The 23474-nt window shown below is 25.4% G+C and carries 22 protein-coding genes; 6 read left to right on the top strand and 16 right to left on the bottom strand.

The window, feature by feature from the left end; genetic code table 11:
- Window position 1 precedes the first annotated feature (1 nt).
- The 5 genes from JG676_RS03285 to JG676_RS03265 all read right to left on the bottom strand — a co-directional run bounded on the left by JG676_RS03285 (window position 2) and on the right by JG676_RS03265 (window position 6183).
- On the bottom strand, window positions 2-2503 hold the full coding sequence (locus JG676_RS03285) for a type VI secretion system Vgr family protein (protein ID WP_200217299.1): 2502 nt from the start codon (window positions 2501-2503) through the stop codon (window positions 2-4).
- A gap of 93 nt (window positions 2504-2596) precedes the next feature.
- Complete coding sequence (locus JG676_RS03280; protein ID WP_200217298.1) at window positions 2597-3565, bottom strand: siderophore ABC transporter substrate-binding protein; 969 nt, start codon at window positions 3563-3565, stop codon at window positions 2597-2599.
- Window positions 3566-3585: 20 nt separating this feature from the next.
- A complete protein-coding gene (locus tag JG676_RS03275; RefSeq protein WP_200217297.1) occupies window positions 3586-4341 on the bottom strand; it encodes an ABC transporter ATP-binding protein in 756 nt (251 codons plus the stop codon).
- Window positions 4338-5276: an iron chelate uptake ABC transporter family permease subunit gene (locus tag JG676_RS03270; protein WP_200217296.1), complete on the bottom strand. Its 939-nt coding sequence runs from the start codon at window positions 5274-5276 to the stop codon at window positions 4338-4340. Before JG676_RS03270 ends, JG676_RS03275 begins: the two co-directional genes overlap by 4 nt.
- Complete coding sequence (locus JG676_RS03265; protein WP_210328624.1) at window positions 5269-6183, bottom strand: ABC transporter permease; 915 nt, start codon at window positions 6181-6183, stop codon at window positions 5269-5271. The genes JG676_RS03270 and JG676_RS03265 overlap by 8 nt, the downstream gene beginning before the upstream one ends.
- 221 nt (window positions 6184-6404) lie before the next feature.
- On the opposite strand from JG676_RS03265, the gene rpsO reads away from it, so the two are divergent.
- From rpsO to JG676_RS03250, 3 genes are all read left to right on the top strand, one after another.
- Complete coding sequence (rpsO, locus tag JG676_RS03260; protein ID WP_131163377.1) at window positions 6405-6677, top strand: 30S ribosomal protein S15; 273 nt, start codon at window positions 6405-6407, stop codon at window positions 6675-6677.
- Between the two features lie 75 nt (window positions 6678-6752).
- Window positions 6753-7628 (top strand): tRNA 5-methoxyuridine(34)/uridine 5-oxyacetic acid(34) synthase CmoB, encoded by an 876-nt coding sequence (gene cmoB, locus JG676_RS03255; RefSeq protein WP_200169060.1) that lies wholly within the window; start codon window positions 6753-6755, stop codon window positions 7626-7628.
- 2 nt (window positions 7629-7630) lie between these two features.
- Entirely contained in the window at window positions 7631-8212 is a 582-nt protein-coding gene (locus tag JG676_RS03250) for a hypothetical protein (RefSeq protein ID WP_200217295.1), read from the top strand.
- Here the strand turns inward: JG676_RS03250 and JG676_RS03245 are convergent, their stop codons facing one another.
- On the bottom strand, window positions 8213-8386 hold the full coding sequence (locus tag JG676_RS03245; protein WP_200217294.1) for a hypothetical protein: 174 nt from the start codon (window positions 8384-8386) through the stop codon (window positions 8213-8215).
- 15 nt (window positions 8387-8401) lie between these two features.
- Window positions 8402-8932, bottom strand: a complete 531-nt coding sequence (locus JG676_RS03240; RefSeq protein WP_200169062.1) for a thermonuclease family protein — start codon at window positions 8930-8932, stop codon at window positions 8402-8404.
- Between the two features lie 55 nt (window positions 8933-8987).
- On the opposite strand from JG676_RS03240, the gene JG676_RS03235 reads away from it, so the two are divergent.
- The gene (locus tag JG676_RS03235; RefSeq protein ID WP_200217293.1) at window positions 8988-10256 is read left to right on the top strand and encodes a M20/M25/M40 family metallo-hydrolase; all 1269 of its coding nucleotides are present in this window, start codon (window positions 8988-8990) and stop codon (window positions 10254-10256) included.
- Here the strand turns inward: JG676_RS03235 and JG676_RS03230 are convergent, their stop codons facing one another.
- The 9 genes from JG676_RS03230 to murJ all read right to left on the bottom strand — a co-directional run bounded on the left by JG676_RS03230 (window position 10257) and on the right by murJ (window position 20986).
- The gene (locus tag JG676_RS03230) at window positions 10257-11495 is read right to left on the bottom strand and encodes an MFS transporter (protein ID WP_200217292.1); all 1239 of its coding nucleotides are present in this window, start codon (window positions 11493-11495) and stop codon (window positions 10257-10259) included.
- 6 nt (window positions 11496-11501) lie between these two features.
- Entirely contained in the window at window positions 11502-12332 is an 831-nt protein-coding gene (locus tag JG676_RS03225) for a cysteine ABC transporter substrate-binding protein (RefSeq protein ID WP_200169065.1), read from the bottom strand.
- Between the two features lie 79 nt (window positions 12333-12411).
- A complete protein-coding gene (locus JG676_RS03220) occupies window positions 12412-13191 on the bottom strand; it encodes an enoyl-ACP reductase (RefSeq protein WP_200217291.1) in 780 nt (259 codons plus the stop codon).
- Entirely contained in the window at window positions 13191-14081 is an 891-nt protein-coding gene (dapA, locus tag JG676_RS03215; RefSeq protein WP_246801790.1) for a 4-hydroxy-tetrahydrodipicolinate synthase, read from the bottom strand. The genes JG676_RS03220 and dapA overlap by 1 nt, the downstream gene beginning before the upstream one ends.
- Window positions 14078-15319, bottom strand: coding sequence for a pitrilysin family protein (locus tag JG676_RS03210; protein ID WP_200169067.1), 1242 nt, complete (start codon window positions 15317-15319; stop codon window positions 14078-14080). Before JG676_RS03210 ends, dapA begins: the two co-directional genes overlap by 4 nt.
- The gene (locus JG676_RS03205) at window positions 15316-16368 is read right to left on the bottom strand and encodes a quinone-dependent dihydroorotate dehydrogenase (RefSeq protein WP_200217290.1); all 1053 of its coding nucleotides are present in this window, start codon (window positions 16366-16368) and stop codon (window positions 15316-15318) included. The genes JG676_RS03210 and JG676_RS03205 overlap by 4 nt, the downstream gene beginning before the upstream one ends.
- Before the next feature lie 49 nt (window positions 16369-16417).
- The gene (locus JG676_RS03200; protein ID WP_200169137.1) at window positions 16418-18151 is read right to left on the bottom strand and encodes an ABC transporter ATP-binding protein; all 1734 of its coding nucleotides are present in this window, start codon (window positions 18149-18151) and stop codon (window positions 16418-16420) included.
- A complete protein-coding gene (cysS, locus tag JG676_RS03195; RefSeq protein ID WP_200217289.1) occupies window positions 18144-19535 on the bottom strand; it encodes a cysteine--tRNA ligase in 1392 nt (463 codons plus the stop codon). The genes JG676_RS03200 and cysS overlap by 8 nt, the downstream gene beginning before the upstream one ends.
- Window positions 19535-20986 (bottom strand): murein biosynthesis integral membrane protein MurJ, encoded by a 1452-nt coding sequence (gene murJ / locus JG676_RS03190; protein ID WP_200169070.1) that lies wholly within the window; start codon window positions 20984-20986, stop codon window positions 19535-19537. The genes cysS and murJ overlap by 1 nt, the downstream gene beginning before the upstream one ends.
- 110 nt (window positions 20987-21096) lie before the next feature.
- On the opposite strand from murJ, the gene JG676_RS03185 reads away from it, so the two are divergent.
- Both JG676_RS03185 and ruvA read left to right on the top strand, forming a co-directional pair.
- Window positions 21097-22917 carry a flagellar assembly protein A gene (locus JG676_RS03185; protein ID WP_200217288.1) on the top strand — a complete coding sequence of 607 codons (1821 nt, stop codon included), beginning with the start codon at window positions 21097-21099 and terminating at the stop codon, window positions 22915-22917.
- Window positions 22914-23465: a Holliday junction branch migration protein RuvA gene (ruvA, locus tag JG676_RS03180; RefSeq protein WP_200169072.1), complete on the top strand. Its 552-nt coding sequence runs from the start codon at window positions 22914-22916 to the stop codon at window positions 23463-23465. Before JG676_RS03185 ends, ruvA begins: the two co-directional genes overlap by 4 nt.
- Window positions 23466-23474: the final 9 nt, after the last annotated feature.

The raw sequence follows: 23474 nt of genomic DNA, 5'->3' as shown, positions 1-23474 counted from the left end.
TTTATTCAATTCTTAAATCTCCGCCTTTGATTCTAAGTCCATTAGAATCTATAATTACCTCTACCCCATCTACTTTTATAATAACTTCTTTTTTAGTATGAATAATTGCAGAACCACTTTCTATTTGTGTTACAGCTTTTTTCTTTGCGACTATAATATTTTCTTCATTAGCCAAAAAATTAACAAAATCAGCATTAAAAGAACAATTTTTATCCGTTCTAAAACCTAAAGAATCTTCAGCTTGAATTTGTAAATTTTCCTTGCTTAATAAAGCTATATCTTTAGAAGAGTCTATTTTTATGCCATCTTTAACCCTAAGAGTATAAGAACCTTCAATCGTTTCATTTTTATTATTTCCTACTCTTTGTATATAATCATTTGAAATATCTTTTTCAAAATTATTCTTTATCTCTACTTTTTTATCATTACCTATATATTCTTCACAATCTTGACCTATATTAACTTTATGAGTTACACCTACATTTAAAGTATTACTAAGCCCTACATTGGTATCTTTTGAAAGTAAAGTATTTTCTAAATATTCTGCTCCAACATTAACATTTTTAAAACCAGCAATATTTTGCATATGTCCTAAAATAATAAATTCACTAAACAAACCACCAATTTCTGAAGTTTTATTGTTTTTTATAACTTGCTCACGATTGTTGGTAATTTCTTCTTTATAGTCTTTTTGTGCTAAAAGATAAATTTCTTCTTTTCCAGCTTCATTTTTAAAAGTTAATTCATTTCTCTCATAAGATTTTAAATTTTCTTGCCCCAAGGTTGAATTAGATATAGTTAAAAAATGATTATTTGTATAATTTAAGGCATAATCTTTATTTTCTTGTATATTAAGCTCAGGTAATCCTTCATATCTCATTAATGGAATTTGTTTTAAATAATTTAAAGTATTATTAGCAATTTCTCTTTTAAATTTAGGATAAGAATAAAGTGGTAAAGCATTATTTTCATTATAAAAACTTCCGCTTACAAAAGGCTTATCGATATCATTTTCCAAAAATGAAATTAATACCTCATCTCCAACTCTTGGTATCCTAAAAAACCCAGAATGACTTGAGGCTACAGGGGAGCTTATTCTTAAAAAGCAGCTATGATGATATAAATTTTCTTTTTTATCAATTGCTTCTTGATTAATAAAAGCATCAAATCTTACTTTTACTCGACCATATTTATCTGTAAAAATTAAATTACTTTCATTTGAAATTTCATTATTTTGACCTATAACTATTCCTTTTGTTTGACTAGGTGCTTTAGGTTTTGGCTTAAAACTTGGTGTATATGTTATATGGCTTGGTAAAAAAGTGATTATATTAAAATAAGATTTTGTAAATTGCAAATCTTTAATTTCTTGCTTATCATTTGTATTTATAGAATTAGCCAAAATTGCATCATCAACTAAATATTGCTCTAATTTTATAATAACAAAATCTTTTTTTTCGCTTTTTAGGTCTCTTGTAAATGAAGGGTTAAAATTTATATTGATACTATCATTTAAAAATAAATTGTAAATATTGCTTTTTGCTTTAAAACTTTCACCTAAAAGCTTATATCTTCTTTCTTTTAAATAAATAGGGGTTTTTAAGTCTATATCTTCTGTAAAAGAATTGGCACTTTCATAAATATGTTCATTATAATATTGCGAACTTTTATTTTTTTGATCTACTATGTTTAAATTTAAAGAATTTAAATTTAAAGGATAGTTAGCATTTGCGCTCGAATAGGTAAATTGGTTGGGAAAAATAGAACTTTCTTTTATAAAAGAATAAATACAAGGTTCATTTAAAATATTATTAATATTGGAATTAAATTGAATGTTTTGATGCTTAGATGCCACAAAAACATCGCAAAAATAAATTTTTTCATCATCCTCGTAAAAATATATGCCATTATTATGAGCAAGTCGTGTAATAAATTTTAAATCGCTTTCATTGTATTGGACAATAAGTTCTTTTTTAGAATAATTATGCTTAAGTTTTGAAAAATCAATTTCTTTATTAATAAACTTTCCTTGATAAAATTCTAAAGTGATCCTAATAACCTCTAAAATACTTAAATCTGTATAGATTCTATTTGCTCTATTAAAAGACATTCTGGCTAATACAGAAGTAAGAGTAAATTTAAAAAAATGCTTGTAAGAAAGATGTTTTATTTCTGAATTAACTATATTATTGGCGCTTTCATTACTTAAACCCAAATAATTAACATAAGAAATAATACCCTTATAAATTTTATTTTCTTTATGTGTAAAATTAATTGTTTTATTTTCATAAGGATTTTTGATAATAAAATGAGCCTCTTGATCAATTAAAGAATTAGGATAAAAATTTGTATTTTGATTATTAATCAAATCTTCTTCTAAAATTTCAATATAACCTTCACATTCACAAACAAATAAATCTTCCAAACTTTCTTTAATATAAGCCTTAGTGATTTTAAAAGAAGTAGATGGATTAATAATATTTAAACTAAGATATGAATTCATAATTACCTTCTTTTATAATCAATTTAGCTCGTAATTATAAAAATTATATCATAGTTTATCAGCTAAATAATAAATTTTATTAAATTAGTAAGATTAATTTAATGCTTTAGCTACTTCTTGAATCATAACTTCTAAAGATTCAAGCCCGCCGCCTGAAAGATACCAATATTGTGGATCAAGATAAATAATTTTATTATTTTGTGCTGCCTTGGTTTTTAAAATCAAGGCATTATTTAAAATATCTTTAGCTTTTGCTTGATTTCCAACAATAACATTTCTATCAATAACAAAAATAAAATCTGGATTCTTCCCTAAAATATATTCTGAGTTAATACTCTTACCATGTGTGCCAACTTTTAAAGATTTATCCACAGGTTCAATACCTAAAATATCATGTATTAGACCAAATCTCGAAGAAGATCCAAAAGCTGAAATTTTATTAGAATTAGTAAGTACTATCAGGGCTTTTTTATCTTTATTGATTTTACTTTTTATTTCCGAAATTTCTTCTTTTATTTGTGATATTTTATTTTTTGCTTCTTCTTCTTTATTATAAAGTTTTGCAATGCTTAAGACATTATTTTCAAAAGAAGATAAAAAATCAGTATTGTCTATACCAAAATATATAGTAGGTGTAATTTGATTTAATTTATCATAAAATCTAGTTTGACGTCCTGAAATAATGATTAAATCTGGTTTTAATGCATTAATAGCCTCTAAATCTACTTGTTGAACACCGCCTATATTATTTTTATCATCATATTGCTTCAAATAAGTAGGTAAATTTTTAATAGGAACTCCAACAACTTTATCATTTAAATTTAAAGAATCAAAAGTATCTAAGGAACCAAAATCTAAAATTACAACCTTTGAAGGATTTTTAACAACCTTACTTTCACCCAAAGAATGCTTAATTAAAAAAAAATCTCCCTCATCGATTATGCTTATAGGAGTAATAGTTAAAGCATTCTCATTGTTATCTTTAGCCTTATCATTTGAACAGCCACTAAAACCAAACCATAAAAACAAACAAAAAAATAGTAAAATATTTTTCTTTTTCATATTTTCTCCTTAAAAATAAATTAAAAATAAAGACATATTTTTTTATTTTTAAATTCCATTAAAGGAATTTCCATATCATAAACTTCTTTTAAAATTTCACTATCAATAATCTTTTCTGTATGATCAAATTTAACAACCTTTCCATCTTTTAAAGCAAGAATTTCATCAGAATAAATTGAAGCAAAATTAATATCGTGCAAAACAACTATGATAGATTTATTAAAATCTCTAATTAAATTTTTCATCAAATTCATAATCTGAACACAATGCTTCATATCAAGATTATTTAAAGGCTCATCAAATAAAATAAATTCAGTATCTTGAGCGATAATCATTGCTATAAAAGCTCTTTGTTTTTGTCCACCGCTTAAAGTGTCTAAGTATTTATCTTTTATTTCATAAAGCCCTGTATAATTTAAAGCTTCATTGATTTTTTCTTTATCTTGTGGATTAAGTCTTCCTTGAGAATAAGGAAAGCGACCAAAAGATACCAACTCTTCAACACTTAATCTCAAATTTAAATTATTTTGTTGTTTAAGAATGGAAATTTTTTGGGCTAATATATTTTCTTTATAAGAATTAATATTTTTATTATCAATATATATTTCACCGTTATCAGGTTTCATCAAACGACTAATAAGAGAAAGTATAGTACTTTTACCAGCTCCATTAGCACCAATTAATGAAATAAGTTTATTTTTAGGAAAAGTTAAATTTAAATTTGAAACTATGCTTTTTTTATTATAACTTTTACTTATATTTTTTAACTCTATCATAATTTATTACCCTTAAAAACAAGATATAAAAAATATATTCCACCAATGAAATTTATAATCACGCTTATAGTTGTGTTGTATTCAAAAACTCTTGAAACAAAAAAGATACCTATAACTAAAAATATTATTGCAATTAAAGAACAAGCTAGGAGTAAAAATTTATGCTTAGAAGTCTTAAAGAGTTCATAAGTGATATTACACACTAAAAGCCCTAAAAACGTAATAGGACCGACTAAAGCTGTACTTATAGAAGTTAATATAGCTATAATTATCATAAGATGCTTTATAGTTCTATGATAATTAATTCCTAAATTGATACTTAAGTCTTTACCCAAAATTAATGGATCTAAAAATTTTAAATATTTAATAACAAAAATAATACTAATTAATGTAATAATACTTGCTAAAAATAAAACATCAATTGCAATATTATCAAAACTAGCAAACATTCTTCCTTGGATAATCATAAACTCATCAGGATCAATTAAAACTTCAAAAAAAGTTCCCAAAGTAGAAAAAAATGTTCCAAAAATAATTCCTAAAAGCATAATTAAATAAATATTTCTTTCATTTTTAAAAAGAAGCTTATATAAAAGTAAAGAAAAGATTATCATACAAAATAAAGAAATTAAGAAATTAATATTTTCTTTATACACAATTAAATTTGTAGAACCTAGGATAAAGATTAAACAAGATTGTAAAAGCATATATAAAGAATCAAGTCCTATAATGCTTGGTGTAAGAATTTTATTATTACTAATGGTTTGAAAAATAATACTTGAAACAGCAATACATATACCAACAATGATAATCGAAATAACTTGCAAACTACGATTTTTTAAAGCATAGTCGCTAAATTCTCCCATAAAACTAAATAAATAAATACCTACGCTAAGTAAAGTAATAAAAATTAAAAAATATATTTTTTTAATCATTTTTTCTCTTTAATAAAATCCAAATAAATATCAAAGATCCAAGAGCTCCAGCTACTATACTAATTGGCATTTCAAAAGGAAAAATAATTATTCTTGCAAAAATATCACATATAAGTAAAAACAAAGCTCCACTTAATGCAATATAGCTAAGATTTTTTTTAAGATTATCTCCTTTATAAATAGAAATAATATTAGGTATAATAAGACCTAAAAAAGGTATAACTCCAACAGTTAAAACGATTACTGAAGTAATAACTGAAACGATAAATAAACCTACACTAAGAATAAAATTATAAGAAACGCCTAGATTAATACATACTTCTTTTCCCATACCCACAATAGTAATTTTATTAGCAAATATATACGCAATTATCAATAAAGGCAAACTTATATAAATTAACTCATAGTTTCCTTGCATAACATTGGCAAAACTTCCTTGTAACCAACCTTGAATATTTTGAATATAATTTAAACTATAGGCAAAAAATGTTGTTAAAGAACTAATAATTCCACCAAACATTAAACCTATAAGAGGGATAAAAATACTATCTTTAAATTTTATATTTCTTAAAATTTGTATAAAAACAAAACTTCCAAGCATAGTAAAAATACAAGCTATTAAAGTTTGAAATAAAAAAGAATAAGTATGAAAAAATATTAATGAAATCAAAATTCCAAATCTTGCACAATCCATAGTTCCAGCGGTAGTTGGTGAAACAAATTTATTTTGAGTAATTTGTTGCATAATAAGACCACAAATTCCCAAACTCATTCCTGTGATAATAATAGCTATAATTCTTGGAATTCTTGTTATGAATAAAAGTTCTAAATCTTCCTTATCTAAAGAAAATAAAGAAATATCTTTTACTCCTATAAAAATACTTATTATAGATAAAATAAAAAGCATTGATAATAAAACTCTTAGTTTTATAAAACAACTAAACAAAAATTTCCTTAATTAAAATAATGATAATAATTATTAAAAAATTATATACTATTTTTCTAAATTTTTTATAAAAATGATATTAATTTTCAATAAATATTTTAATATATATTTAATAAATTCAGTTTATTTTTTGATTTTATAGGTATAATACCAGTTTTAAATATACCAATCAGGAGGTCAAAATGGCTTTAGATTCGGCTAAAAAAGCAGAAATTATTGCTAAATTTGCTAAAAAATCAGGAGATACAGGCTCTACAGAAGTTCAAGTTGCACTTTTAAGTGCTAGAATTTCAGAATTAACTGAACATTTAAAAATCTACAAAAAAGATTTCTCTTCACGTTTAGGTCTTTTAAAACTTGTAGGACAAAGAAAAAGGCTTTTATCCTACCTTAAGAGAAAAGATCATAATAGTTATATAAAACTTATTAACGAACTTAAACTTAGAGATAAATAATTTTTAATTATTCTTGGGATTTGCCTATAAATCCCAAATTCTTTTATAGCCTTTTCTTTTTATATAAGGAATGTCATGAAAACAAAATCCTTAGAAAAACAATTAAAAAAAAATCATTTATATGCTTCAATACAAAAAATTAAAAAATTAAACTTAAATTCCAAATTTTTTACTACAAGAAGCATAAACATAAAAACAAATCAAAAAGTAAAAGAGCAAATTAAACAGATTGCAATAGAATTAAAACCCTGGAGAAAAGGTCCTTTTAAAATTGATGACCTTTTTATAGATTCTGAATGGCAAAGTTTTATAAAATTTAATATATTAAAACCTTTTATGAAAGATATTGAAGATAAAGTTGTTGCAGATGTTGGATGTAACAATGGTTATTATATGTTTAAAATGTTAAAATACAATCCAAAAAAGATTGTAGGTTTTGATCCTTCTATAAAATACAAATTACAATTTGAGCTTATTAACGCTTTAGCTAAAACAGATATTAAATTTGAACTTTTAGGAGTTGAAGATTTACCAAACTATCATCATAAATTTGATGTTATTTTTTGTCTAGGTGTGATTTATCACCGCAGTGATCCCGTTAAAATGCTAAAACAATTAAAACAAAGTCTTAACAAAGATGGAATTGTATTTTTAGATACTATGTTTATTAAAGACAAAAGGGAGGTTGCTTTAATTCCTAGAAAAACTTATTCTAGAATATCAAATATTTTTTTCATTCCGTCGATATTAGGTCTAAGAAATTGGTGCGAACGTGCTGGATTTAAAGAATTTGAAATTTTGGCTATTAAAAAAACAACTAAAAATGAACAAAGAAAAACAGAGTGGATTGACTCTTATTCTTTGGAAAATTTTTTAGATCCAAACAATCGTAATTTAACTTATGAAGGTTATGAGTCACCTAGAAGAATTTATGTAAAATTAAAGGTCTGATAATGGCAAAAAAAGATAATTTTGAAGAGTATGCTCAATTAGAAGAATATGCATCACAAGAAGACATATCACGCATTAAAACAGAACTTGTAACATGTCCTGATTTAAACAATTCTCTTTCTGGGACCATTATTGAACTTTCAAAAAACTATGCAAAATCAATCTTAATTACCTCTCCAGAAATGATAGTAGATAATCAAGGACTTATATTTGATGCGTTTATTTTTTCTGCAGCAAATTATGTTGCACAAGCTGCTATAAACAAAGAATATTCTGTTCTAATAGGTTCAAAATGCTTTTTTTATGCCCCTTTAAAACTAGGAGATATTTTAGAACTTGAAGCTCATGCTCTTTTTGATGATTCATCTAAAAAAAGAGAAGTTAAAATTATAGGACATGTGAGTGAAATTAAAGTTTTTGAAGCAAATTTACAAATTGTTACTATGGATGATCATATATTTAAACTCAAAAGACCTCCTTCTAGTACAATAAAACAAGAAGCTAAGACAAATGAAAAAGAAACTAGTACAAATGCAAACCCAGAGGCAATGGCTGCAACATTAATGGCTTCAATGGGAAAATAGTTATTTCGGATCCAAGGGAAGATCAACCCAATTATTAGGACATTCTTTATGGTAAATTCCACTTGCATCATAGTATTCCTTACAATCACTATAATACCTATTTGAAATTCCTCTTTCATTTACAAAACATCCAGAAAATAATACAAGTATAAAAAAAATTATATATCTCATCATAATATTATCCAAAAATTAAAATTTATTTTGTTTTCTCCATTTATAAGGTTCTATAGGATTTTTATCTTCCCAAAGACCTAAATGATTTTTTTGTGCGAATTTTTGATCTTTTGTATAAATATCACTATAAAAACTATATGACCAAGCAAAACCTTTAGAAACCATTATTTGATTAATATCTAAATTATCAAATTCTACAATTGCTAAAATTCTATCATAAATATCTTTATCTTTATAAATTATTTTAACCTTCTTATCTTGAATTATTGATCTAAGATAATTTTTAGCTTCTATTCCAAATTTTTGTTTAAGTTCTGGAGCATCAATTCCGAAAAGTCTTATTTTATTTTTATCCCCTTTTAAATTTAAAACTTCTATAGTATCTCCATCTATAACTTTTATAACTTTTGCATCAAAAGATTTTGTTTGCGCTATAAAACTCTCTATAAAAATTAATATAAATATCAAAATTAAAAAAGAAAAAAATTTCTTAGGATCACTTAAAATTTTTCTTAAATTTAATATTTTTTCAATATTTAATCTCATTTTAAACCCAAAAAATAAAAATTATGTATAATTTTATCTAACAAAAGGAGTTAAAATGCAAAATATCATAAAAAATTTTAAAAAATTATGTGAAATACCGCATTGTAGCTATGAAACAAATCAAATGAGAGATTTTTTAAATGCTTATGCCAAAGAAAAAAACTTTAAAGTAAATATTGATTTAGCTGGTAATATTCACTGCATCAAAGGCAATCCTAAAATTTGTTTACAAAGTCATTATGATATGGTCTGTATGGGAAATGCCCCAAAAATAGAAGTTTATGAAGATAATGGTTATTTAAAAGCTAAAGATTCATCTTTAGGAGCTGATAATGGCATCGGGATAGCTATAATGCTAGAAGCAATGCAAAAATTTTCAAATTTAGAATGTCTTTTTACTAATAATGAAGAAGTTGGACTTATGGGGGTTAATGATTTAGAACATAAACTTCATTCTAAAATGCTTTTAAATCTAGATCACGAAAATGAGAATGAAATCATTATAGGTTGTGCTGGCGGAGTAGATATTGAAGCTTTTTTAGAATATGAAACAAAAGAATATTTTGGAAAAGTTTATGAACTAAGTGCAATAAATTTTAATGGGGGTCATTCTGGCATTGATATTATTGATAATCCAAAAAGCTCCATAAAGGAAATGGCTCGTTTTATTAAAGAAAATAAAGGAAAAATTATAAATTTTGAAGGCGGAGAAAGAGTAAATTCTATACCAAAATATGCAAAAGCTTTAGTATTATTTGATAATGATGTTAAGTCAAATAAATATATTCATTGTCAATTTATAGAAGAAAGAAAAGAAAAAATATGTTTAAAATCTGATATTTTACTTAACCTTTTAATTTCTTTTTCTCAAGGGGTTAGAAGCTTTAATAAAACATTAGATATAGTTCAAACAAGTATTAATTTAGCTATTTTAAAAATGAATGAACAAGAAATAAGAATTAGTCTTTTTGCAAGATCAAATTTATTAGAAGATTTAAAACAAGTTGAATTTGAAACTTTAACACTTTTTGAAGCCTTTAATTTTAAAGCCCGATCTTTTAATTTTTATCCACCATGGGAAGGAAAAGAAAATGAGCTTAGCGATAACTTATTAAAAATATTTAAAAAAGAAAATAAAAATATTAAAATTTCAGCAATACACGCAGGTTTAGAATGCGGGATTATCGAAAAAAAACAAAAAATTTTATGTTGTTCTATAGGACCAAATATATATAATCCACATTCTACAGACGAAAGATGCGAACTTGCTTCAGTTGAAAGAATATCAAAAATTGTTTTTGAACTTTTAAAAAATTATCAATAATTAAAATATATTTCTTGCATTTTTTGCAAGAAAATATTTTAATAAAAACACACAAACCAAGGCACTAGAACCTACAAAAATAAAATAAAATTTTAAATAAGTATTAAAAAATAAATCTACTATAAAAGGGGTTATAAAACTTAAAATAGCATAAGAAATATTATAAGCAAAAGAAAGACCACTAAATTTTAATTCATTTTTAAAAATTTGAGTCATAAATACAGGTGCAAAAGTTACAATCCCTTGAGAAAAACAAGCTAAAAAATAAAATAAAATAAAATAATCATTATATAAAGAAAATAATAAAGAAAATACAATAAACATTAAGCTAAATATAATACAAATTTTATAAGATCCAAAAAATTTAGCCAAAATTCCTTGTATCAATGAGCCTATCATTAAAATAAAAATTGCCCAATTTTGGATATAAAGAGCTTCCGTGTTATTTAGAGATAAAACTTTATGAAAATATTTTGGCAATATCATTAAAGTTGCAATAGCACTTGTTAATACTACGCTCATTAAAAAACAAACAAGCATACTAGTTTTATGGGTTTTAAAAGCTTGTTTAAGAGGAAATTTTAAAATTTGATTATTCTTTTTTATTTTCTCAAAAATAGGAGTTTCATCAAGATGTTTTCTTAAAAAAAGTGCTAAAAATCCAAATATTGCACTTATAATAAAAGGAATTCTCCAAGCATAAGATTCTAATTCATTTTCACTAAAAGTATTTTTTAAAATAATAAATGTTAAACCACCTAACAATAAACCAAATGTCAAAGTCATAGAAATAAAACCTAAAGCTAAGGGTATTTGCCTACCTCTAACAAACTCACTTACAAACACCCAAGAACCACTCACTTCAGCACCTATTGCCAAACCTTGTAAAATTCTCATAAAAAACAAAATAATGGGTGCTATAATTCCTATGCTTTCATAATTAGGTAAAAAAGCAATAACAAAATTAGGCAGAATCATCAAAAGCATACTTATATAAAAGATTTTTTTACGCCCTACTTTATCACCAAAATGCCCCATAAAAATAGCACCCAAAGGGCGTATTAAATAAGCAATACCAAATAACAAATAAGAGCTGAATTTTAAAAAAGATTCATCTTGAGGAGGAAAAAAAATTTTAATAAAGATATCAAGAAAAAAAACAAATAAAATGAAATCATAAAATTCTAAAATGCCTCCTAAAGAGGCATAAACAATATTTTTTATTTTTTTATTTTTCATTAAAAATTAGATTTTTCCACCCTCTATAACAACATCTTCGGCGCTTATATCACTTGAGAAATGATCTTTAAGTGTTGCTTCATAGTCTTTGTGAAAAAACTGCTCATTAGAAAGCTTTATAATTAAATTATCAAGAAATTCTTTTAACTGTATATCACCTTTTTTAACAGCTGGAGCTATTACATCATGATTGCCTAAGTCCTTAATCGCCATTTTAAAATCAGGATGATTTTTAACCCAAGCAAAAAGCAGAGTATTATCATGGCTTAAGGCATCTCCCCTTTTATCAAGCAAAGCAGCAAAAGTTTCTGTATTTTGATCATATTTTAAAGTTCTAATATTAGGATAATTTTCTGTAAAATATGCATCAGCTGTTGTGCCTTTGTTGAGCAATAAAGTTTTATCATTTAAATCTTCAATTTTAGATATAGTAGAATCTTTAGGCACGACTACTCCAAGAGAAACTTTCATATAAGGCAAGGCAAAATCAACTTGTTCTTCTCTTTGGGGTGTTTTAGTAAAATTTGCCAATATAATATCAACTTTATTAGATTTTAAAAACTCAACACGATTAGCTGCCTCAACAAGAACAAAATGAACTTTATTTTCATCACCAAAAAGCTCTTTGGCAATACGCTTAGCAAAATAAACATCATAACCTTGATTTTCACCTTTTTCATCTATATAACCAAAGGGAGGTTTATCTCCAAAAACCCCTATTCTTACAAAGCCATTCTTTTTAATTTGCTCCAAAGAATTTGTATTATTAGAATCAAAACAAGCTGATAAAATCAATGATGAAATTATCATTAAAAAATATAAAAATACTTTTTTCATAAATAAACCTTTCTTTTAATAAATGAAACTTACTATATAAAAAAAGTGTAAACAAAAATAAATTTTATAATTTATTTTATCATTTAAAAGTAGTTCCACCATCTACAATAAAAGTATGACCACTTACCCAACTTGCTTTAGATGAACAAAGAAATAAACATGCACCAGCTAAATCTTCTGGCTGTCCCATACGATTTAAAGGGCTTAGATTAATTGTAGCTTGTTTTACTTCTTCATAATTTGTAAAAGCCCTTAAAGCATCTGTTTCTATTGGACCACCGCTTACTACATTTACGCGTATATTTTTTTCTCCTAATTCGGTAGCAGCATATCTTGCCATAGCTTCTACCGCAGCCTTTGCAGTGCCATGCCCTGCATAATTTTCTATATAAACTAAATTTCCAGTTGATGAGATAGAAATAATACTTCCTCCCCCTACTTTCTCCATTCTTTTAGCAGCTTCTTGAGAGCCAACAACAAAAGCATTGACAGTTGCTGTAAAGATATTATTGATTCCTCTTGGTTTAAGTTTCATAAATTTAGTATATCCACCAACTACTGCACGTCCAGAAATAATAGCATTGGAAATAAAAAAATCTACCCTATCAAAATCTTGATCAATTTTTTCAAAAAGTTCTTTATAAGTTTCTGGCTCTAAAATATTAAATTCATAAGCTCTAGCTTTGATATTGAAATTATCTTCTAAATCTTTTACCATATCTTTAGCTAATTCAGCATTAGAATTATAAGTAAAAGCTATATTTACGCCCATTTTTGCAAATTCATATACGATAGCTTTTCCTATACCTCTTGTTCCGCCACTAATTACTAAAGTTTTTCCTAAAAATTCATTATTCATCAAAATCCTTTAATGTTATAATTTTTTAATATATTTTCAATTTTTTTAAAATTTTCATTACTTGGAGAGCAAAGAGGCAAACGAAATTCTAAAGAATCTATAAGCCCCATAATAAACATTGCTGTTTTAATAGGGATAGGATTACTCTCACAAAATAACACTTTATTTATATTATAAAGTTTATCATTAATTTCCTTAGCTAAATTATAATTACCTTTTAAAGCTTCATGAGTTAACAAAGAAATTTGATCAGGTAATAAATTTGAACTTACAGAAATAACACCTTTACCTCCATTAGCAAGGATAGGATAATTAATAACATCATCACCGCTAATTAAAACAATATCTGGCTCATTAGCCAATAGATCAACGCATTTTTCAATATTTCCACTAGCCTCTTTTACGCCGAAAATATTATCACAATCTTTAAAAAGCTTTATTATAGTATCTGTTACAATTTCACAGCCTGTTCTACTTGGAACATTATATAATAACATAGGAATTTCTATACTATTTGCTATACTTTTATAATGTTCATAAAGTCCTTTTTGAGTTGGCTTGTTGTAATAAGGTGTAACACTTAAAATACCATCAGCCCCACATTTTTGTGCAAATTTAGCTAAATCTATAGCTTCATGAGTAGCATTGCTTCCTGCACCTGCTAAAACTTTAACAGAAGTATTTTTACACGTTGCAACAGCAAGCTCTATACAAGTTTTATGCTCATTATGGGTTAAAGTTGCACTTTCTCCTGTTGTTCCTACTGGAACTAAAACATCTATACCGTTATTAATTTGTCTTTTGATAAGTTTGATATAATTTTGTTCATCTATTTTACCATTTTTAAAAGGGGTAATTAAAGCAGTCATTGCTCCGATTAAATTCATCATTTTTTCCTTAAGATCATTGTGGTAGAATTATTATCATTAAAATATTTTTTAGCACACTTTATTAAATCATCTATAGTTAAATTTTCAATATCTGTTTCATAATTTAAAAGAGGTTTTAAATCTCCTCTTGCCAAATAAGAACCAAAAAGATTTGAGACTTCAGTTGCAGTGCTAAGCGAAAATATAAAATCACTTTTAGTATTATTTTTTATTTTTTCTAAATCTTTTATTGAAATTTCCCCATTTTTTATATTATTAATAATTTTCCACAATTCTTTCTCAACTTGTTCGGCTTTGATATTTAAATTACAATTGCAAATAAAAATAAATAAATTTTCATCAATGGTATCATTAACAAAAGCGTAATAATCATTGATTAAATTTAATTTATCTACAAGAATTTCATTCATTAAAGAACTTTTCCCATTACCCAAAAGTTCAGCTAAAGCATTAAGAGCTGGAATATCTTTATGTTTAAAATTAGGAATTTTAAAACCGATGGCAAGAATTTGGGTTTGAGAATTTTTTTTAAGAACTATTCTTTTGGGACCATCTTGTTTTGGTTCTTTCATATAAATCTTTGGAATAATTTTTGTATTTTTTATATTTTCAAAATATTTTTTAGCCTGATTAAAAACTTCTTTGCTATCAATATCACCGCTTACAAGTAAAATAGCATTTTTAGGCTGATAATAAGTCTTGTGAAATTCTCTAATATCTTCTATTGTCCAATTTTCAATATCTCTTAAAAACCCAATAGGAGTCCAATGATAAGGATGATAAATAAAAGCATGATTAAAAAGTCTAAAATACAAATATCCTAAAGGATTATTATCTGTTCTCCATCTACGTTCTTCTAAAACAACTTTTCTCTCCGGTTGAAACTCTTCATCTTTTAAAGTTAAATTTTGCATTAATTCTGCAAAAAGCTCTAAAGCTTTATTTAAATTTTTTTTAGCACATTTAATATAATAATGCGTATAATCAAAACCTGTACTAGCATTATCTACACCACCAAATCCTTTGATAATTTCATCAAATTCTCCAGCTTTTAAATTTTTAGTACTTTTAAAATTTAAATGCTCAAGCATATGTGCGATACCGCTTTTACCTATAAATTCGTTTCTAGAGCCTACTTTATAAAAAATATCAACACTAATAACTTCGCTATTCTTATTTACAGGTAATGCATAGACTTCAAGTTTATTTTTTAAACTTATTTTTTTAAAATCAATCATTTAATATTTACTCCAACTGCTTCGCTAATATGCATAAAACCATCTTCTCTTAATAAAGTAAGCAATTCTTGATTGATATTCCTAACAAGAGATGGGCCTTTATAAATAAGTGCTGTAAAAACTTGAATCAAATGGGCGCCATTTTTAATACGATCATAAGCTTCCCTGCCACTATCAATTCCTCCACAAGAAATTAAAAGAGTGTGAGAAAAAAGCTCTTTAGCTAATTCTTTAAAAAATTTACTACTCTTTTCTTGTATAAGCTTGCCACTAATTCCTCCAAAAGTTCTACCATTATCAAGTAAAGAATAATCAGTACTTGTATTTGCAATTATAAATCCATTAGCACCTTTTTCTATAGCTTTTTTACATAAATCAATAGCTAAAGGTATTTCTAAATCAGGAGCTATTTTAATTAAAATTGGTTTTTGGGTAATCTTTTTTGCTTCACTTAATAAATCATTTAAAAAACTATGATTTTGTAAAGATCTTAAATTTTTAGTATTAGGTGAAGAAATATTAATAATAAAATAATCACATAAATCTTTAAATTCTTTTAATAAAATAAAATAATCTTCTAATGCATTTTCACTATTTTTATTTTTTCCTATATTAGCACCCAAAGGCAAAATAAAAGGATAAATTTTAATTAAATTTGAATAAATCTCTTTAGAACCTTTATTATTAAAACCCATGGCATTTTGTATGCTTTCTTGCTTCACTAATCGAAATACCCTTGGTTTTTCATTACCTTCTTGTGCTTTAGGTGTAAAAGTTCCAAATTCTAAAAAACCAAATCCTAAAGCACTCAAAGGTCTTATCATGGTTGCATTTTTATCAAAACCTCCAGCCAAACCAACAGGATTGCTAAATTGAAGACCTAATAAATTCTGACTTAAACTTTCATCTTGAATTATAAAGCGATTAGCTAAAAAACTAAGCGCACCCGGAAAAATGGTATTAAGACTCCTTAAAGAGTATTCAACCAAATTATGGGCACATTCTGGATCTAATTTAAAAATTAAAGGCTTTATGTGTTTATAAATCATTTTTTTCCTTAAAAATTTTAACTTAAATTCTAACTAAATTAAAATAAAGTTAAGCTTTTATTTTATGTTCTTTGTTTTTAAATTTTTGATAAAGAGTGCAATTTTGCATTAATTCTTGATCGGTTCCAATTGCTAAAACCTTTCCTTTATCTATCACGGCAATTTTATCAGCATTTTCTATAGTGCTAAGCCTATGAGCAATCATAATGATTAATCTATCTTTTTTTAAATTTTCTATAGTTTGAACAATAATTTTTTCACTTTCATTATCTAAAGCTGAAGTAGCTTCATCAAAGATAAGCATATTGGGATTCTTATATAAAGCTCTAGCAATAGCAATTCTTTGTTTTTGACCACCGCTTAAATTTTTACCATTTTCATAAAGCTTTGAATGAATTCCTCCCATTTGCATACTAAATTCATAAGCATTAGCTAATTTTAAAGCTTCAATCACTTTATTTTCATTAAATTCTTCATTATAAGCAACATTTTGAGCAATAGTATCATTAAAAATATAAATATCTTGGGTAACTAAAGATATTTTAGATCTTAAAGATTGCAAAGAAAAATCATCTATGGAATGGTTGTTGATAAAAATATCTCCTGAATTTCTACTAAAAAAATGAAGAATTAATCCCACAATAGAAGATTTTCCTCCCCCGCTAGATCCGACAAAAGCTAAAATCTCTCCTTTATTTAAAGAAAAACTAAGTCCTTTTAAAATTTCTTTTCCATTTTCATATGAAAAATAAACATCCTTAAAAACAAGGTTTGAAATATTTTCAAGTTTTTTGTCTCCTCCTTTAATTTCTGGTTTCAAATCTAAAAGATAAAAAGTTCTTTCACTTGCAACAATAGCAGTTTGCAATACTCCATATAAATAAGAGATCCTTTTTATAGGAGTATAAATCATAAAAAGTGCAGTAATAAAGCTAAAAAACGTTCCCACGCTCATATTGCCAAGTATAACTTCTCTTCCCCCAACTATAATAACTATAGATACACCCAAAGAACCTATAATCTCCATAATAGGACTTGTTAAAGAAGTTACACGAACACTTTTTAAAATAACTTTACTTAATTCATCATTTTCTTTTGAAAATCTTAGTTTTTCTTTGGTTTCAGCATTATTTACTTTAATAATTTCTATATTAGAAAAAATTTCACTCAAGCGAGATAAAAGATCTGAATTTTTTTCTTGAGTTGTTTTTGCATATTTTTTAAGTTTTTTAGCAAACCAAACAAGTGGAAAAATAGCTACTGGCAAAACAATTAAAGCAAAAAAAGCTAAAATTGGACTTTGATAAATTACAACACTTATAAGTCCAATGGCAGTAATTACTTCTCTTAAAAAATCAGGAATGATATTAGCTACTACACTTTGCAAAGCATTGATATCATTGGTACAACGACTGATTAACTCCCCTTTTCTATATCGTTTAAAAAACATCATATCAAGCTTTAAAAGATTTTCGAGTACTCTAGATCTTAATACTCTTAATATATCAATTCCAATAAAACTTGTGTAATAGCTTTGCAAATAAGCTCCTAAATTTTTAAAAAAATAAACTATAAAAATAAAAAAAGGAGTTATATACAATAAGCTAAGATTTTTATTTACAAAAATATCATCTAAAATTGGTTTAATTACATAAGCACTTGCAGCGGTTCCTAAAGATGCAAAAAGCATGCCTATAATAGCAAATAAAAAATATTTCCAATATTGCTTATAAAAAGGCTTAAAACGCATTAAAACATCAATTAAAGTCATTTTTTTATGCATTATTTTTTTCCCATAAGGTTCCATTTTGAGTATCCATTAAAATAATATTTTTTTTAAGTAAATTATCACGAATTTCATCTGCTTTATTGAAATCTTTATTTCTTTTAGCTTCATTTCTTAAAAAAATTTGCTCTTCTATAAATTCTTTTTCCTCTAAACTTACTCCAAACTGAAAATACTCACTAGGATCTAAAAAGCCAAAACCAAAAATCAAACAAAGTTCTTTAAGACTTCTAGAAAGCTCTTGTTTTAAATTTTTATCTTTATTCTCCTTATCAAGCCTTAGATTTACATTAATAATAAATTCATCAAGCAAGGATAAAGCTTTTGAAATATTTAAATCATCTTCCAAAGCAAATAAAATTTCTTGACTTATTTTACTTTCAAATTTTTCATTTATAAATTGATTATCCCACTTTTGAAGTGCTATTCTTTTTTTAAGTCTATAAAATTTATCAAGTCTTTTTTTACTCATTTGTAAATCTTCTAAAGAATAATTAAAATGGGCCCTATAATGAGTGCTTAAAAGATAAATTCTAAGAACTTCTGCAGGAAATAATTTTAAAGCATCTTTAATAAAAAAACTATTATTAAGACTCTTGCTCATTTTTTCATTATTAATTTTTACAAAACCATTATGAAGCCAATAGTTGCAAACTTCATAATCATATGCACAACGACATTGTGTTGCTTCATTTTCGTGATGTGGAAACAATAAATCAATCCCACCAGCGTGTATATCAAGCTTGTCTTGAAAAATGCTTTCTATCATAGCTATACATTCACTATGCCAACCGGGTCTTCCTTTGCCAAAAGGACTTTCATAAAATTTTTCATCAAATTTCCATAAAACAAAATCACTTTCATTTTTTTTAAAAACTTCATTTTCTAAACGACTTTGATTTTGAAAAACATCTCTTTTAGAAAGACTAAAATACTTATTATCTTTACTTGTATCAAAATATACCCCATCTTCTAAAATATAAGCATAACCCTCATTATAAAGTTTTTGAATTAGTTCTATCATCTCTTTTATAAAATGAGTAGCCCTTGGTTTATAATTTGGTTCTAATATATTTAGTGCTTTCATATCATCTTCATAGCTTTTAATATAATATTCGCTCAATTCCTCTAAACTTTTATTTTTTTCTTGCATTTTTTTTAGAATTTTATCATCTATATCAGTATAATTTCTCGCAAAATAAAGCTCATAACCTTTGGCTTTAAAAACCCTCATTAAAAGATCAAAACACACACTACTTCTAGCGTGACCTAAATGAGCATCATCATAAGTTGTAGGACCACAAAGATAAATATTTACTTTTCCTTTTTCTTTTGGAATAAACTCTTTTTTTTCTTTTGAGACACTATCTGTTAATTTCATTAAATTATCCCTTTTATAAACTCAAATATATATAAAAAAACAAAAATTATATTTGATTTAAATTCAAATAATAAAACAGCAATCAAAGCAAATATAACAATAAACAAAATGCAAAATTTCCAAGAAATTAAAGAAAAAAATTCTTTAAAACCGAATTCTTTAATATTAGCCAATAATAAATAAAAAGCACTAATAGACGAAGAAAAAGCAACGGCTAAGATCTTATTTTTTTCATCTTCAATAAATAAAATAAAAACTATAGAACATAAAGCACTTAAAGTTAAAGCCTTAAAAGCTATAAAAGCAGCTATCTTTTGTTTAAATTTAGCATAAAGCCATAAAGATAATATTTTTTGCAACCCAAAAGGCAAAAGCCCTAAAAGATATGCTATTAAAACATAAGCTGTTATTGTGGCATCTTCATTAGAAAAATTACCTCTTTCAAATAGCATTTTAGTAATTTCTTGAGAAAAAATTATACCAATCATAGAAGAAAAAACAAGTAAAATACTTAAAAATGCTAAAGCTTTTTTCATAAATTCTAAAGCCAAGTTTTCTTGATTACTTTTTAAATATTTTAAAATTTTAGGAAAAGAAACTTGCGTTAAAGCAATAGCAAAAAGGGCTAAAGGAAGTTGAAAAATACGATTTGCATAATAAAGATAAGAAATACTTCCAGTGATCAAAAAACTGGCTATAGTTGTATCAAGTAAAGAGCTAAATTGTGTAGCAGAAGAACCTAAAATTCCATGAAAAAAATTTTCATAAAAAGATTTCAAATTTGTTTTTGTTTTTTTAAATTTTAAAGAAAGTATTATAGCTTTTAAAATTCTACTATTATAAAAAACAATCATATGCAAAACCAATTGCGCCACTCCACTTAAAACTATAAAATATGAGAAATAATAAAGCGTTTCATAAGGATTATTTTTATCCACAAAAAAAGCTGCTATAACTATACTAAGATTAAACAAAGAAGATGAAAATGAAGTAATAAAGAATTTTTGTTTATAATTTAACAAAGATGCTAAAAAAGTTACAATAAAAATAAAAAATAAATACCAAAAATTTATGGCTACCAAAGGAGAAGCAAGTTTTATAGTTTCTTTATCAAAACCAAAAGCAAAAATTTTTGTAAAAAACGAAGAGAAAAAACTTACTAAAAGGCAAAATAAAAATACAATAATACTAAATTGATAAAGTACGTTTATGCAAAAAGCTCCTTTTTTTGTTACTTTTGTAAAATTAGGTAAAAAAGATTGATTAAACGCACCTTCAGCAAAAATTCTTCTAAAAAAGGCAGGCATTTTAAGTGCCACAAAAAAAATATCACTATAAAGCCCCGCTCCTAAAAATAAAGCAATTAAAATATCCCTTATTAAACCTAAAACTCTAGAAAATAAAATTCCCAAAGCATTAATAATAAAATTTTTAAACACTAAATTCTTCATAATACCATAGAACCAAGATTTTAATAATTTTTTAGAATAAATATTTTAACCAAAATTGATTAAAAATTTACTATAATATATAATTTATATGAAAAATAGCGGAGAACAACTTGTTAGAAAATGAAAAAATTATTTCCTACACTTCAAACCCTTATAAAGAATTATTAGCAGTTGCTTCACGCACAAATATAGATATCAATGAACTTGACTATAATCTTCTTGCGTTTTCAACTTGGTATCGTTTTGGTAATGAAGAATGGAAAAAAATTAGCGAAAAAGAACTCAATATTTTTGAACAAGATGAAATTTTTTTAAAAAATAATTTAGAAATTAAACAAGAATATAAAATAGAAATTATTCATAATGAAAATAAAAATATTAATGATGCTATTAAGCTGATTGCAAATAAAAATTTAACAAAACTTATAGCAGAAATAGAACTTCAAAAAATAACGTATCATGATAAAATAGCATTAGAATTGCTTCAAAATATTTATAAAAAAATGATTAAATTGAAATTTCTAATTGGTATTCGTATTTTTGACTTTAAAAAACAATTACTTGAAAGTGTTGCAAAAATTAAGTCTTCTTCACATAATTTTACTCAAATTACCGTTGCAAAAGGGATCTCACCTATACAAGCCCAAGATGAAATATTAGTTTTTAACTATAAAGAAAAAACTAAGAATTATACTCAAGATGAAAAAAGATCAGGCATTATTGTAGTTGATGAAAATGAAATCATTCTTACTCATATGAAAGCAAAAAATGGAAAAGAAGGAAGAGATTTAAATTTACATTTATTAAAAGTTCTTGATCCTATGCAAAATAAATTTAGTATTTCTCATACAGATGCTATAAAAATAAATGAAAAAGAAGATCGCATAGAATATATAGCGCAAAAAAAAGGATTTGTCGTTGAAGATGGAAATAAATACGATATCCAAAATGTCTTAGATTTTCAAGAATTAGATTTTAAAAAAATAGGAACTATTAAAGCTGGACTTGATAAAGAAATTATTATCAATGTTAAATTTCCTTCAGATCTCCACGATGCTATTAACTCAGGAATTAAAATAGAGTGTCAAGAGCTAAATGTTGAAGGAAATGTTGCTGCAAATACTTTTTTAAATGCAATAAAAATAAATATCAAAGGAACAACGCATAGCAAAAGCAAAATAAATGCTGAAGAAATTTATGTTAAAACACATAGAGGTTATATTGAAGCAAAAGAAGTAAATATAGATCTTTTAGAAGGTGGAAAAATTAAAGCTCAAATTGTAAAAATTAAAAAAAGTTTGGGCGGGATCATAGAAGCTGATAAAATTTATATAGATGAGCTTTTAACAAATAACACCTTTACTTTTTATCAAAATATAGTTTTAGGAAAATGCGAAGGAAATAATAATAAATTTAACGCAAAAATAAAAAGTTTAAATAAAAATTATACTGAAGAACTTTTTAATAATAAAAATCAAATTTTACAAATTGATCAAAAAATAGATATTTTAAAACAAAATATAAATTCCAATCAAGAAGAGATATATGCTTTAGAAAAAAAAGTTCTTGAGCTTAAAAATTCAAACCAACCTATCCCTTTACAATATGAAAAAATTATTAAAGACTTTCATCTTTACAATCAAGAGCTAACAAAACAACAAAATCAAAGACAAAAATTAGAAGATGAAAAAAATCAGATTTTACAAGGATTAGATCTTTTACAAAATGAACTTTTAAGAGCAAAACTCATTAATAAAAGCGGCAAATGGGGAAATATGAATGAGATTAAATATGAATTTTTACACCCAAAAGTAATGGCTTTTTACTCCATCTTAGAACACGAAGAAACAAAATCTATAGGAGTTATAAAAAAAGAAACAACTATAGAAATTGATAGGAAATTAGATTATGATGAAAAGGATATACAATGATTGTTGGTATCGAAGGAATAATTACAAAAAAAGAACCTACTTTTATCATACTTAAATGTATTAATGGGCTAAGTTATGGTGTATTTATTTCTTTATTTTGCTCAGCAAAAGTTGAGCTTGGACAAAAATATGAATTTTTAATTACTCAAATCATTAAAGAAGATTCTAATAAATTCTATGGCTTTTTAGATAAAGAAGAGCAAAAAATTTTTGAAATGCTTTTAAAAGTAAATGGCATAGGTGCTAATACAGCTATGACTATATGCTCAAGTCTTGATGTAAATTCATTTTATAAGGCTTTAAGTCTTAATGATGAAAATATTTTTAAAAAAGTACCAGGAATAGGACCAAAAAGTGCTAAACGCATACTTATAGAACTTAGCGATGCTAAAACCCATTTAGAACAAATTAGCGATGATAAATCACAAGCTTTAGCTGCTTTAATCTCTCTTGGTTTTAAACAAGATAAAATCATTAAAGTTTTATCAAATTGCACTTCAAACAACACAAGTGATTTAATTAAAGAAGCGCTTAAAAAATTAAGCTAAAGGAGAAAA

It is taken from the genome of Campylobacter sp. 2018MI34, from assembly GCF_016598975.1.
In the GTDB taxonomy this organism is placed as follows: Bacteria; Campylobacterota; Campylobacteria; order Campylobacterales; family Campylobacteraceae; genus Campylobacter_D.
Note: the sequence above shows the minus strand (reverse complement) of the source record. Positions and strands in the feature narration are given on the sequence as shown.

Bases quoted from the DNA above. Each gene is read 5' to 3' on its own strand.
- JG676_RS03285 (WP_200217299.1), bottom strand. From the start codon at position 2,503: ATGAATTCATATCTTAGTTTAAATATTATTAATCCATCTACTTCTTTT.
- JG676_RS03280 (WP_200217298.1), bottom strand. From the start codon at position 3,565: ATGAAAAAGAAAAATATTTTACTATTTTTTTGTTTGTTTTTATGGTTT.
- JG676_RS03275 (WP_200217297.1), bottom strand. From the start codon at position 4,341: ATGATAGAGTTAAAAAATATAAGTAAAAGTTATAATAAAAAAAGCATA.
- JG676_RS03270 (WP_200217296.1), bottom strand. From the start codon at position 5,276: ATGATTAAAAAAATATATTTTTTAATTTTTATTACTTTACTTAGCGTA.
- JG676_RS03265 (WP_210328624.1), bottom strand. From the start codon at position 6,183: ATGCTTTTTATTTTATCTATAATAAGTATTTTTATAGGAGTAAAAGAT.
- rpsO (WP_131163377.1), top strand. From the start codon at position 6,405: ATGGCTTTAGATTCGGCTAAAAAAGCAGAAATTATTGCTAAATTTGCT.
- cmoB (WP_200169060.1), top strand. From the start codon at position 6,753: ATGAAAACAAAATCCTTAGAAAAACAATTAAAAAAAAATCATTTATAT.
- JG676_RS03250 (WP_200217295.1), top strand. From the start codon at position 7,631: ATGGCAAAAAAAGATAATTTTGAAGAGTATGCTCAATTAGAAGAATAT.
- JG676_RS03245 (WP_200217294.1), bottom strand. From the start codon at position 8,386: ATGATGAGATATATAATTTTTTTTATACTTGTATTATTTTCTGGATGT.
- JG676_RS03240 (WP_200169062.1), bottom strand. From the start codon at position 8,932: ATGAGATTAAATATTGAAAAAATATTAAATTTAAGAAAAATTTTAAGT.
- JG676_RS03235 (WP_200217293.1), top strand. From the start codon at position 8,988: ATGCAAAATATCATAAAAAATTTTAAAAAATTATGTGAAATACCGCAT.
- JG676_RS03230 (WP_200217292.1), bottom strand. From the start codon at position 11,495: ATGAAAAATAAAAAAATAAAAAATATTGTTTATGCCTCTTTAGGAGGC.
- JG676_RS03225 (WP_200169065.1), bottom strand. From the start codon at position 12,332: ATGAAAAAAGTATTTTTATATTTTTTAATGATAATTTCATCATTGATT.
- JG676_RS03220 (WP_200217291.1), bottom strand. From the start codon at position 13,191: ATGAATAATGAATTTTTAGGAAAAACTTTAGTAATTAGTGGCGGAACA.
- dapA (WP_246801790.1), bottom strand. From the start codon at position 14,081: ATGATGAATTTAATCGGAGCAATGACTGCTTTAATTACCCCTTTTAAA.
- JG676_RS03210 (WP_200169067.1), bottom strand. From the start codon at position 15,319: ATGATTGATTTTAAAAAAATAAGTTTAAAAAATAAACTTGAAGTCTAT.
- JG676_RS03205 (WP_200217290.1), bottom strand. From the start codon at position 16,368: ATGATTTATAAACACATAAAGCCTTTAATTTTTAAATTAGATCCAGAA.
- JG676_RS03200 (WP_200169137.1), bottom strand. From the start codon at position 18,151: ATGCATAAAAAAATGACTTTAATTGATGTTTTAATGCGTTTTAAGCCT.
- cysS (WP_200217289.1), bottom strand. From the start codon at position 19,535: ATGAAATTAACAGATAGTGTCTCAAAAGAAAAAAAAGAGTTTATTCCA.
- murJ (WP_200169070.1), bottom strand. From the start codon at position 20,986: ATGAAGAATTTAGTGTTTAAAAATTTTATTATTAATGCTTTGGGAATT.
- ruvA (WP_200169072.1), top strand. From the start codon at position 22,914: ATGATTGTTGGTATCGAAGGAATAATTACAAAAAAAGAACCTACTTTT.